Source organism: uncultured Roseovarius sp. (genome assembly GCF_913054395.1).
Classification (GTDB): Bacteria; Pseudomonadota; Alphaproteobacteria; order Rhodobacterales; family Rhodobacteraceae; genus Roseovarius.
Window position 1 is genome coordinate 1 of sequence record NZ_CAJXIP010000001.1, and the last position, 11,961, is coordinate 11,961.

Here is an 11,961-nt window from a genome sequence, read left to right on the forward strand (position 1 = left end):
GCAATGCGAGGTTTTCGCCGTTGCTAGGCGTTGCCGAGGCGCGGGTTCTGTGCCAGAACCTCCCCATAGGATTCCGAAGCCGAGAGTTTAGCTCATGACAGATTATGCCGCGCGGCGCACGATGATGGTGGATACGCAGGTTCGCCCTTCTGATGTGACGAAATTTCCGATTATCGACGCAATGCTGTCCGTCCCGCGCGAACAGTTCGTGCCGCGCCCCCTTCGAGAGGCCGCCTATATGGGCGAGAATGTCGATCTTGGCGGTGGCCGCGTCGTGCTTGAGCCGCGCACCCTTGCCAAGATTCTCGATGCGCTTGAGATCGAGGGCGATGACCTCGTGCTTGATGTCGGTTCGGGGCTTGGATATTCTTCCGCGGTGGTGGCACGCATGGCCGAGGCGGTCGTGGCCGTCGAGGATGACAGCGATATGGTGCAGGAAGCACAGCGGGTGCTTGCCGAAAACGGCGCCGACAATGTCATTCTGCATCAGGGGGAATTGACCCAGGGCGCCCCGGATCATGGCCCCTATGATGTGATTACCATTCAGGGTGCGATCGAGCATCTGCCCACCGCGCTTACAGACCAGTTGAAAGAGGGGGGGCGGATTGCCTGTCTCTTCATGGAAGGGTCGCTTGGTGTGGTGAGGATCGGTTACAAGATCGACGGTCAAATCAACTGGCGCTTTGCGTTCAACGCTGGCGCGCCGGTTTTGCCGGGATTTGAACGGCACGCGGCCTTCACACTGTAAAAATCGGGACTGAGCGGTTCGCCAGACAGGCGAGGCAAGGAGCGAAAGTTGAAAGCGAAGACGACATTCATGACTTGTGGGCGGGTCTTTGGCGCCGCTCTCGGGCTGGCGGTTCTGGTCTCTGCACCGGTCGCGGCACGGGCCGAAACACTGGCGGACGCCCTTAAGAGCGCCTATCTCAACAGCGGCCTGCTTGACCAGAACCGGGCGCTTTTGCGCGCGGCGGATGAGGATGTGGCGCAGGCGGTCTCGGGGCTGCGGCCGATCATCGACTGGACCACCGATGTGACCCGCGACTTCGGACGCACACGCACCCTTGGCCGGACGCGCAACACCGGCACCACAAGCCTGAACCTCGGAATCACGGCCAGCCTTCTGCTCTATGATTTCGGGCGCAGCAATCTGGTGGTTGAATCGACCAAGGAAACCGTGTTGGCGACGCGCCAGACCCTGATCAGCATCGAGCAATTGGTGCTTTTGACCGGCGTGAACGCCTATATGAATGTGATCCGCAACAGCGAATTCGTGGCGTTGCGGGAAAACAACCTGCGGCTTTTGCGCCAGGAATTGCGTGCCGCGCAGGACCGGTTTGAAGTGGGCGAGGTGACCCGCACCGATGTCGCCCAGGCCGAGGCGGCGGTGGCGAATGCCCAAAGCGGGCTTGCGGGGGCTCAGGGCGATCTTGCCCGCGCGGTCGAGGAATTCCGCTCTGCCATCGGGCGCAGCCCCGGCGCTCTCAGCACTCCGACCGTGATGCCGAACCTGTCAAACGATATCCAGGCGGCCAAATCCGTCGCGATGCGCCGCCATCCAGACCTGTTGCGGGCCCAGCATGATGTGGCCGCCGCCGAGCTTAATATCCAGGTGGCTGCGGCGGCGATGAAGCCGCAATTGAACCTGGTCGGCCGGGTTGGCGCCAGCGAGGATTTGTCGGAATCCGACTTGTCGCGGACCGGCAGTTTCGGCGTTGAATTGCGCGGCCCTATCTATCAGGGCGGGCGGCTCAGCTCTGCCAAGCGCCAGGCGATGGCGCAGCGCGACGCGCAGCGCGGGGCGCTTCACCTTGCGGGGCTTCAGGTGACACAGGATGTGGGTGATGCCTATGCCAACCTGCGCGCTGCCCGCGCCAGCCGTGCCGCCAGCCGGGAAGAAGTCCGCGCCGCCACCGTCGCCTTTGACGGGGTGCGCGAAGAGGCCAAGCTTGGCGCGCGCACGACGCTTGATGTGCTGGATGCCGAGCAGGACCTGCTTAACGCCAAGGCCAACCTGATTTCGGCCAATGCCGATGTGGTCATCGCGGCCTATTCCGTGCTGTCCTCGATCGGCGAGCTGACGGCGAAGGACCTGAACCTCGGGGTTCAGACCTATGACCCGAATGCCTATTACGATCTGGTCAAAACGGCCCCCGTCGACATGAGCCCTCAGGGCCAAAAGCTTGACCGGGTTCTGCGTGCTATTGGAAAAAACTAAAACTCTTCCTAAACGGCTGAGTGAATCGGTTGTGTGAAAAGGCCCTCAGGGGTAAGCTGTGACAAGGCAAGAGTGGTAGCGATATATGTCAGATCCCGTGACAAATGTGGAAATCGAGGATGTCCTGTCCTCTATCCGGCGGCTTGTTTCCAATGGCGCGCAAGACAGGTTTGCGCTGCCGGAGCCCGATAGTGAACCGGTGAACCGTCTGGTTCTGACGCCCTCGTTGCGCGTCGACGACAGCCCCGCCGCCGAGCCGTCGGGCATCGCGTCGCCCGCTGCCCCCGAAGATCAGATCACGTCAGAGGACGAAGAGGCGCGGGAGGCTGGCGATTCTCAGCTCGAGGATGCACCGGCCGAGGCGGATATGTATGCCTCGGAGCATGAAAATCACGACGATGACGAGCAACGGACCGCCGAAAAGGATGCCGCTCGGGATCATGCTGAAGGGGATACCTCGGCGGATAACGTAGAGCCCGAGGGTGACATCTGGCTTGAGACCGCCGAAGAGGCGGACGATCCGGTGCCGGTTGAGAGCGCGCAGGCGGAGCCCGCCCAAACCGCGGAGAGCGCGGCGGAAACGCCCGATCTTGACGATGGCAAAGATGCCCGCAGCGATCTTGAAGCCCAGGCCGCAGAGTTCGAGGCGGTCGTGGCCAATCGCTATGACCAATGGGAGCCGGATGGCGAATCCGGCGATGATTATGCCGGTGGCCGGGTCACCCCGCTGTCCTGGGGCAATGCGCAGGACCGGCTTGACGAGGCTGATGAAGAAGAGCTTTCTGCAGATCCTGATTGGGCCGAAGCGGATGACGTTGCCTCGGCCCGGCACGAGCAGGACTGGTCACAGGATGCAATGCCGATCCCGCCGGTCGAGCAGTGGGGCGACAACGATGGCCTGTCGCTTGATGATGCAGTTCTCGATGAAGAGGCGCTGCGCGACATGGTGTCGGAAATCGTGCGCCAGGAATTGCAGGGCGCCCTTGGCGAGCGGATCACGCGCAATGTGCGTAAACTTGTACGCCGCGAAATCCACCGCGCCCTGACCAGCCAGGACATGAACTAGACCACGTTGCGTCAAGGCAGGCGTCGGATTTCCGCGCAACAAGCGTGCAAAATCAAGTTGTTAGAGGCGCGCGCGTGAATGCGAATGAACGCGACAGGCGCTAGGGCGTCGGCTCGGTGCTGAGCGACAGGAGCAGGTCAAGGTTCATGTGACATTCAAGATGCGCGGCAAGTGCATCCAGCGTGTCTTCGACATTTTCCCCGTAACTCAAGCCCGATGACGCCCCAAGCCCGCCGAGAAAAGCGGCGCGAAACGCATCGCTGGCAAACAGCCCGTGCAGATAGGCGCCACGCACCCGGCCATCCGCTGAGGCCGCACCTTCCGCGCGATTCCCGACCGAAAGCCAGGCATTGGCGCAATCGGGGCCGGTGGTGTTGCCAAGGTGGATTTCATAACCTTCGACCTGGTCGCCGGTCGCCAGATAGGTCGCGCTGGTCAGTGCCAGCCGCTTTTCGGGGTGCATGGTGGTGACCACGTCAAGATGCCCGAGGCCCGGCACCGAACAGGCCGGCCCCTCGATGCCGTCGGGGTCGTTGATCTGTTGGCCAAGCATCTGGTAACCGCCGCAAATCCCAAGGACATGCCCGCCGCGCCGGATATGCGCCGCAAGGTCGATATCCCAGCCGTTGCGCCGGAAATCCGCCAGATCGGCAATGGTGGATTTGCTGCCGGGGATCAGCACGAGATCGGCATCGCCGGGCAGGGGCTGACCGGGCTGGATGATCTCGACGCTCAGGCCGGGTTCGCTCGAAAGCGGATCGAGGTCGTCGAAATTGGCGATCCGTGTCAGGCGCGGCACCGCCACCTTGAAGGCGCCACCCTTGGTCGAGGCGATATCCATTACATCCTCGGCTGGCAGGCGCCAGGCCTGATCAAACCACGGAATGACCCCGAGCGAGGGCCAGCCGGTTCGCGTGACGATCTCGGTCACGCCCTCGTCAAACAGGCTGACATCGCCACGGAACTTGTTGACGGCAAAGCCTTTGATATGCGCGGCATCGGCGGGCGGCAAAACCGCCTGCGTGCCGACGATCTGGGCAATCACGCCACCGCGGTCGATGTCTCCGACAAGGATCACCGGGACGCCAGCAGCCTCGGCAAAGCCCATATTGGCAATATCGCCCGCCCGCAGATTGATCTCGGCCGGGCTTCCGGCACCCTCGATCAGGACAAGATCGGCACCCGCGCAGAGGCGGTGAAAACTTTCCAGCGCGGGGGCCAGAAGCTGGGGTTTGGCCTTGGCGTAATCGCGGGCGCGCAGGGTGGCAAAGCGTTTGCCCTGAACGATAACCTGCGCGCCGATGTCGGATTCCGGCTTGAGCAGGATCGGGTTCATGTCCGTATGGGGCGCGCGCCCGGCGGCCAGCGCCTGGAGTGCCTGGGCGCGGCCAATCTCGCCGCCATCACAGGTTACAGCGGCGTTGTTCGACATGTTCTGCGGTTTGAACGGGGCGACGTTGAGCCCGCGCAAACGGTAGGCGCGCGCCAGTCCCGCAACCAGCATCGACTTGCCCACATTCGAGCCCGCCCCTTGTATCATGATCGCGCGCGCCATGGCCTATTCCCCGCTTGGTCTTGTGCGCTTGATACAAAGACGGCGCGCGCTGCGAAAGCGGTGATTGCTGGCGTGCCGCTGTTTTCTGGTGGCCCCCGGACAAGCAAAAGCCCCGCCAGTCATGGCAGGGCCTTTGAAAATTCCAGGAACTTTGGCGCGATCAGGCCGCTTCGGCCTGGGCCGCGGCATTGCGACGCTCGCTCTCTTCACGCGACAGCGCGACCGAGGTACGTACACCTTTGGCAACAAAATCCATCAGGCCCGAAACGACACGTTCGTTCGGGTCGATACCGGCGCAAGACAGAACTTCACGGCCATCGCGCGAGCGTGCCCAGCGGGCGATCTGCTCGGGGCCGTTGCCATATTTCTTGTCATCGGAAATTGCATCATCCAGCGCGGCCAGTACAACGGCCGCAAAAAGTTTACGTGCACGATTGCCCTGTTCGCTTTTGAAAGCTGTGCCGTCAACGAAATCTTTCATCATTCGTCCTTGTTCTTATTGCTCTTGTGTTTTGGGCGTGGCGCTCCTTATGGAGGAGTTTTTATGATTCGGATAGAGCGTATATGCATAACTTCTATGCACTTTATGCATGCCTCGCCTTGCTGAAATCGATATTTCGTTGTCTTGCCACCCATCTTAACGCCAGATATAGGTCGGGTAGACTTCTTATCAACCTTTTGTCATGGTTTGGACGCAATGCCCAAGATTAACGGAAACGAAATCCGCCCCGGTAACGTACTGGAGCATAACGGTGGCCTGTGGGCTGCGGTCAAGGTTGACCACGTCAAGCCCGGCAAGGGCGGCGCGTTTGCCCAGGTCGAGATGCGCAACCTGCGCAATGGCTCGAAACTCAACGAGCGGTTCCGCAGCGCCGACAAGGTCGAGCGCGTGCGCCTTGAACAGAAAGACCAGCAGTTCCTTTATGAGGAGAACGGCAAGCTGGTGTTCATGGATACCGAAACCTACGAACAGATCGAGCTTCCGGCGGACTTGCTTGGCGAGCGTCGCCCGTTCCTTCAGGATGGCATGACAATCACCGTCGAGTTCCACGAAAGCGAGGCGCTGCATGCGTCATTGCCGCAAAAGGTGACCTGCAAGATCGTCGAGACCGAGCCGGTGGTCAAAGGCCAGACCGCCGCCAACAGCTTCAAGCCCGCCATTCTAGACAACGGCGTCAAGGTGATGGTGCCGCCGTTCGTGGGCGTCGACGAGGACATCATCGTCAACACCGAGACGATGGAATATGCCGAGCGCGCGTAACCGCGTGACGGGACAGACAGAGTATCAGGGGCCTCCATGCGGGGGCCTCTTTTCATTTGGCGGACGGGGCAGGGGGCACGCGTGGGCTTCACCCACGCCAGGGGTTAGACAGGATCAATGCGCGCCGTGTCGGCGGTCATGCCGCGCACGGCGCGATCATGGCGCAGATAGGCAATGGCGCGGTTACCCGACTGGGTATAAAGCGTCCCGGCGGCCTTGCCCTCGGGCGTGATGATCTCGCTGCCGAGCGGGGCGCTGCCGTCAATCGCTACGGTGATCAGCCCTTTGCGCAGTTCGGTCTTGTGTTTCATCCGCGCCGTCACCTCTTGCCCAACGTAACAGCCCTTGCGGAAATCAACGCCGTTCAGCCGCTCGAAGCCGGCCTCCAGGATAAAGCTGTCGGGTGTCAGCTCGATCCCGGTTTCGGGGATGCAGTGGGTGACGCGGATGCGGTCGAAGTCGCTGCCGTCATCGCCGCCCTCATCGCCGTAAAGCCGCCAGCCCATATCCGGGTGACGCGGATCCATGAGGGCACCCGCAGGCGCGGGGCCGGTTCCCCGGCGGACCTGACGATCTGTTGCGGCAATGGCTACATCGGCGCGCAGTTTGTACATGCCCAATCGTTGCGACAAGGGGGCGGCAAGGCTGGTGTCGACATCAAGCCAGATTGCATCGTTGCGCCGCAACAGGAAAAAATCCGCCAGGTATTTGCCCTGCGGCGACAGAATGGCGGCATAGACAAGCCCCCGATCAAGCCCGGCAATGTCATTGGTGACCAGCCCCTGTAGAAAACTGGCGGCCTCGGAACCGGTGATTTCCAGAATGGTGCGCGTCATTACCCTCTCCCGCTGGTCGTATGGGTGTAATATAGGTCGCTGAGGCGAAGACAACAGGGGGCAGGTGATGCGTGCAGTTTTATCAGTGGTGATCCCGACATTGAATGCCGATGCGGCGCTTCCGGCCTGTCTTGCGGCCCTGATCGAAGGGCTTGAGGCGGGGCTTATCCGCGAGCTGATCATAAGCGATGGCGGTTCGGGGGATGGCACGCTGAGGATGGCGGACGAGGCTGGCGCGGTCATCGTGCAAGGCGCGCCGTCGCGTGGCGGACAGCTTAGGCGCGGGGCGCATGTGGCGTCGGGCGAATGGCTTTTGTTCCTGCATGCCGATACGGTTCTTCCGGTCGGATGGGCGGGGGCTGTCCGCGATCAGATCGCGCGCGGCGGGCCGGCTTATTTCCGGCTTGGGTTTGACGCGACGGGGCTTATGCCGATGCTGGTGGCGGGCTGGGCCAATCTGCGGTCGCGGCTGTTTGGCTTACCTTACGGCGATCAGGGTCTTTTGATCTCGCGCGCTGACTATGACGCGGCGGGCGGGTATCGCGATATTGCCCTGATGGAGGATGTGGCGATGGCGCGGGCCCTGAAGGGGCGGCTTGCCGCGCTGCCGCTCAGGGTGTGCACAAGTGCGGCGCGCTATCAGGCGGACGGTTGGCTTTTGCGCGGGATGCGCAACCTCGCGCTTTTGGCGCGCTATTTCGCGGGGGGCGATCCGGCGCGTCTTGCGGCACGCTATCGGGCGTCAAAATAGCGGTTTATGCGCCGCGTGATAGGCCGCCTGAAGCGCCTCGTGGTCGTATTCGTTGGCGATCCAGTCTTCGAAGCCGATCGGGCTTTGGGCATCTCGCGCCTCGTATTGGTCGAGGATATAGTCAAGAATTCCGGTGCGTGACCACTTGAGGTGCAGGTATTTCACCCCCAGCATCTTGCGCGCTTCGGCCATGGGCCGACCTTCGATCACCAAAAGATAGATTGCCGAGGCAAACCCGGCCCGGTCGGCGCCGGATTTGCAATGCATCACGAAGGGCTTTTCGATCTGGCGAAAGGCGCGGATCACCGCAAGGATATTCTCGGGTGGGGCCGCATCGCGGGCCTGAAGCGAGCAATTGATAAGCGTCAGCCCAAGGTCGCGACAGCTTTCTTCCTCTACAAGGTAATGCGCCGCACCCGCCGCCCCTCGCAGGTTAAGAACAGAGCGCACGCCTTGCGCCTTGAGGCGCTCAAACCGCTCATGGGTGGGCTGGTTCGAGCGGTAGACCCCCGGCGCCACCTGAAAGAAATTGGTCCAGATCTTGCGAAGCACCGCATGGTCGAACCAGAGGTTGTAAATATGGGCGCGACGACGGTTTTCGGGGGTCGAGAGGTCGGTGTTATACGACGCGCGCAGCGCGCGTTCCCAATTGGAAATCCGTTTGAAAAGGCTCATGCGGGCAAGGCACTCCGGTTTGGGGGCGGTTTGGCCCGGCTCGCCCCCATGTAGGGGGCCGGGCGGGGTATGGCAAGCTGATGATCGGTGATTGACGGCGCCGCACAGCGGCGTAATGTCGGCGCTCAACCGCAGGAGAGCAATACCATGAGCCTGTCGCAAGGGCGCCCCTATCTCGCAATTCCCGGTCCCTCTGTCATGCCCGAAGAGGTGCTGCGTGCGATGCATCGCTCGGCGCCCAATATCTATGAGGGCGCGCTGATCGAGATGACGGCGGGGTTGATCCCCGATCTGACGGCGGTGGCACGCACCAAGGGTCGTGTCGCGATCTATATCAGCAATGGCCACGGCGCATGGGAGGCCGCACTTGCCAATACCGTGGCACCGGGCGAGAGGGTTCTGGTGTCCGCTACCGGGCGGTTTGGCCACGGCTGGGCCGAGGTGGCGCGCGGGCAGGGGATCGAGACGCAGATGCTTGATTTCGGCAAGCGCGCGCCGGTAGACCCCGATCAGCTTGAGGCGGCATTGCGGGCCGATACCGATCATACCATCAAGGCGGTTCTGGTCACGCATGTGGATACATCGTCTTCGGTTCTCAGTGATGTGGCTGCCATTCGCGCGGCGATGGATGCCGCCGGGCACCCGGCGCTTTTGATGGCCGATTGCATTGCGTCCCTGGCCTGTGACCGCTTCGAGATGGACGCATGGGGCGTTGATGTGATGGTCGCGGCAAGCCAGAAGGGCCTTATGGTGCCGCCCGGCCTCGCCTTCGTGTTCATCGGCGACAAGGCTGCCGCAGCGCGCGCCGTGATGCCCAACGTGACGCGCTATTGGGATTGGCTGCCGCGTGCCGAACCCGAGATGTTCTATCAGTATTTCGGTGGCACCGCGCCGACCCATCATCTTTACGGTCTGCGTGCCGCGCTTGACATGATCAAGGCCGAGGGGATCGAGACAGTCTGGGCGCGCCATGACCAACTGGCCCGCGCGATCTGGGCGGCTTGCGATGCCTGGGGCGAGGGTGGCCCGCTGGAGTTCAATATTTCCGATCCCGCGCTGCGCAGCCGCGCAGTCACCGCCTTGCGTATTGGCGCGCCGCATGGCTCGTCCCTGCGCAAATGGGTGGAGAGTGAGGCCGGCCTTACCCTGGGGATAGGGCTTGGCATGGCCGAACCGAATGATCCGGCATGGCACGGGTTTTTCCGCATCGGTCACATGGGGCATGTGAATGCGCATATGGTGATGGGCGCGCTTGGCGTGATCGAGGCCGGTTTTGCGGCGCTTGATATTCCGCATGGCACGGGGGGATTGTCGGCAGCGGCGCGGGTGATTGCCGGGGCTTAACGGTTTCGCGCGATCCGGCTTATCAGCTTGTCGAGCACATAGCCCGTGGCGATCACCGCCAAAAGCCCAAGCTGGACCCAGATCACCATGAATACCCAGACCAGATTCACCAGCCCCATCACCAGGGCGGCGTTGGTGTAATTGGGCGCAGAGGGCATGTTTCCACGATTCATACGGCAATTTTAGCGTATGAAATCCACCTGTCAGGTCAATTTTTGAGTCCGGCCTGTCAGCTGGCCATTATCCGCGCGCCTCTGCAAGGGCCTCGGGCAGGGCGCGGGCCAATACCGCAAGGTCTTCTGGCCGGCCACAGCTTATGCGGATGCACCGATCCTGCGGCGCCACAAAGGGCATGCGCACGAAGACGCCGCGCGCCACCAGCGCCGCCAGAACGGCGCGCGCGAAATCGCCGTCCCGGCCACAGTCGACGGCAACGAAATTGGTCGCCGAGGGCAGGGTCGCAAGGCCGTGCCCGGCGGCGATGCGCGCGATGCTGTCGCGGGCCTCGGCCACCCTGGCCTGAATGTCGGCAAGCCACTCCATATCGCGCAAGGCCGCCAATGCGCCGACCTGCGCCATGCGGTTCATGCCAAAGTGGTTGCGGATCTTGTCAAAGCTGCGGATCAGATCCGGCGCGCCGATGGCATAGCCGATACGCGCCCCGGCCATGCCGTAAGCCTTTGAAAATGTTCGCATCCGGATCACGCGCGGATCGTCGGCCGATACCGGCGCGGCGGTGCCGTCCGGGGCGAATTCGACATAGGCCTCATCGAGCAGGAGCAAACAGCCCTTGGGCAAATGCTCCAGCGCCGCGACGATATCGGCGCCCCTGTGCCAGCTTCCCATCGGGTTGTCGGGGTTGGCCAGATAGATCAGCTTGGCATTGACCGCGTGGGCACGGGTCATGAGCGCGGCAAGGTCTTCGTGGTCGTCGCGGTAGGGCACCTTGTGCAGCACCCCGCCAAAGCCCGCCACGTGATAGTTGAACGTCGGATAGGCCCCGTCCGAGGTAACCACCGCGTCGCCGGGGCCGATCAGCAATCGCACCAGATTGCCCAAAAGCCCGTCTATGCCTTCGCCGACAAGGATGTTTCCGGTCGCAACGCCCATGCTTTCGGCCAGGGCGGCACGCAGGTCATGGCTGGTCGGATCGCCGTATTTCCATACATTTTCCGCCTCGGCCCGCATGGCGGCAATCGCCTTGGGCGAGGGCCCAAAGATGTTTTCATTCGCCCCAAGCCGCGCCGCAAAGGGCGCGCCACGGGCGCGTTCCTGTTCCTCGGGGCCGACAAAGGGCACGTTGGCGGGCAGGGTTTGAACAAGGTCTGTATAGCGCGGAGTATCCATGCCGCGCAGTTAACGGGATCGCAGGCCTGCGCGCAAGGGCATGCCCCCACGTCGGTCTGGCCTTGCCCTGGCAAGTGGTGTTTCATGTCGTCATGCACAGGGGGATGCCATGAGCCGGGTTCGTGTCGAGATCGAAAATCACATCGCAGCGGTGACCCTGACGCGGGCCGACAAGCGCAACGCGCTTGACCCCGAGATGGCCGAGGCGATCGTCGCGGCGGGGCTGGCGCTTTGCGAGAGCGATATTCGGGCGGTGGTCCTGTCGGGTGAAGGGCAGGCGTTTTGCGCCGGGCTTGACGTGGCGAGCTTTGCCAAGTTTGCGGCGGCGGACCCCGAAGGGCTTGTCATGCCGCGCACTCATGGCAATACGAACATCTTTCAAGAGGTGGCGATGGTCTGGCGCCGGGTGCCGGTCCCGGTGATCGCGGCCCTGCATGGCGCAGTTTACGGCGCGGGGTTCCAACTGGCGCTTGGCGCCGATATCCGCATCGCCCAGCCCGACGCCAGGCTTGCCGTGATGGAGATGAAATGGGGGCTGGTCCCCGATATGGGCGGTATGGCGCTCTTGCCGGGGCTGACGCGCAGCGACGTGATCCGCCTGTTGACCTATACCGCCAGGCCGGTCGGCGCCGGGCAGGCGCTTGACTGGGGGCTTGTGACCGAGATCGCCGATGATCCGCTTGCGGCGGCGCATGATCTTGCCGCGGAGATCGTGGGCAAAAGTCCCTCGGCGATCCGCGCGGCCAAGCGGCTGATCGGTCTGGCGGAAAGCGGGGCAAGCGAGGGTGACATTTTGATGGCCGAGAGCCGCGAGCAGGCCGACCTGATCGGCAAGCCGCATCAGATGGAACAGATTGCCGCCAATCTTGCCGGGCGCGCGCCGGTTTTCAAGGGCAAGGCCTGAGGCG

At 62.7% G+C, this 11,961-nt stretch carries 13 protein-coding genes; 7 read left to right on the plus strand and 6 right to left on the minus strand.

Annotated elements, in window-relative coordinates; all coding sequences use genetic code 11:
* Positions 1-94: 94 nt before the first annotated feature.
* The 3 genes from QZ522_RS00005 (at position 95) to QZ522_RS00015 (ending at position 3,284) form a co-directional block, all read left to right on the plus strand.
* A complete protein-coding gene (locus tag QZ522_RS00005; protein ID WP_294606144.1) occupies positions 95-748 on the plus strand; it encodes a protein-L-isoaspartate O-methyltransferase in 654 nt (217 codons plus the stop codon).
* Between the two features lie 69 nt (positions 749-817).
* Complete coding sequence (locus QZ522_RS00010) at positions 818-2,218, plus strand: TolC family outer membrane protein (RefSeq protein ID WP_294606301.1); 1,401 nt, start codon at positions 818-820, stop codon at positions 2,216-2,218.
* Positions 2,219-2,303: 85 nt separating this feature from the next.
* On the plus strand, positions 2,304-3,284 hold the full coding sequence (locus QZ522_RS00015) for a hypothetical protein (RefSeq protein WP_294606146.1): 981 nt from the start codon (positions 2,304-2,306) through the stop codon (positions 3,282-3,284).
* Positions 3,285-3,384: 100 nt separating this feature from the next.
* Here QZ522_RS00015 and QZ522_RS00020 read toward each other — a convergent pair whose 3' ends face one another.
* Entirely contained in the window at positions 3,385-4,839 is a 1,455-nt protein-coding gene (locus QZ522_RS00020; protein ID WP_294606147.1) for a cobyric acid synthase, read from the minus strand.
* Positions 4,840-4,999: 160 nt separating this feature from the next.
* Complete coding sequence (locus tag QZ522_RS00025; protein WP_073195726.1) at positions 5,000-5,320, minus strand: DUF6280 family protein; 321 nt, start codon at positions 5,318-5,320, stop codon at positions 5,000-5,002.
* A 216-nt stretch (positions 5,321-5,536) separates the two neighbouring features.
* On the opposite strand from QZ522_RS00025, the gene efp reads away from it, so the two are divergent.
* Complete coding sequence (gene efp / locus QZ522_RS00030; protein ID WP_294606155.1) at positions 5,537-6,100, plus strand: elongation factor P; 564 nt, start codon at positions 5,537-5,539, stop codon at positions 6,098-6,100.
* Between the two features lie 104 nt (positions 6,101-6,204).
* On the opposite strand, the gene QZ522_RS00035 is transcribed toward efp, so the two are convergent.
* The gene (locus QZ522_RS00035) at positions 6,205-6,936 is read right to left on the minus strand and encodes a folate-binding protein (RefSeq protein ID WP_294606157.1); all 732 of its coding nucleotides are present in this window, start codon (positions 6,934-6,936) and stop codon (positions 6,205-6,207) included.
* A gap of 67 nt (positions 6,937-7,003) precedes the next feature.
* On the opposite strand from QZ522_RS00035, the gene QZ522_RS00040 reads away from it, so the two are divergent.
* Positions 7,004-7,687: a TIGR04283 family arsenosugar biosynthesis glycosyltransferase gene (locus tag QZ522_RS00040; RefSeq protein ID WP_294606158.1), complete on the plus strand. Its 684-nt coding sequence runs from the start codon at positions 7,004-7,006 to the stop codon at positions 7,685-7,687.
* Here QZ522_RS00040 and QZ522_RS00045 read toward each other — a convergent pair.
* Entirely contained in the window at positions 7,679-8,362 is a 684-nt protein-coding gene (locus QZ522_RS00045; RefSeq protein WP_294606160.1) for a tyrosine-protein phosphatase, read from the minus strand. The genes QZ522_RS00040 and QZ522_RS00045 overlap by 9 nt on opposite strands.
* A gap of 147 nt (positions 8,363-8,509) precedes the next feature.
* On the opposite strand from QZ522_RS00045, the gene QZ522_RS00050 reads away from it, so the two are divergent.
* Entirely contained in the window at positions 8,510-9,706 is a 1,197-nt protein-coding gene (locus QZ522_RS00050) for an aminotransferase class V-fold PLP-dependent enzyme (protein ID WP_294606162.1), read from the plus strand.
* Here the strand turns inward: QZ522_RS00050 and QZ522_RS00055 are convergent.
* Both QZ522_RS00055 and QZ522_RS00060 read right to left on the minus strand, forming a co-directional pair.
* Entirely contained in the window at positions 9,703-9,864 is a 162-nt protein-coding gene (locus QZ522_RS00055) for a hypothetical protein (protein WP_294606164.1), read from the minus strand. The genes QZ522_RS00050 and QZ522_RS00055 overlap by 4 nt on opposite strands.
* Positions 9,865-9,946: 82 nt before the next feature.
* Entirely contained in the window at positions 9,947-11,053 is a 1,107-nt protein-coding gene (locus QZ522_RS00060) for a pyridoxal phosphate-dependent aminotransferase (RefSeq protein ID WP_294606166.1), read from the minus strand.
* A gap of 109 nt (positions 11,054-11,162) precedes the next feature.
* On the opposite strand from QZ522_RS00060, the gene QZ522_RS00065 reads away from it, so the two are divergent.
* Positions 11,163-11,957, plus strand: coding sequence for a crotonase/enoyl-CoA hydratase family protein (locus QZ522_RS00065; RefSeq protein WP_294606168.1), 795 nt, complete (start codon positions 11,163-11,165; stop codon positions 11,955-11,957).
* Positions 11,958-11,961: the final 4 nt, after the last annotated feature.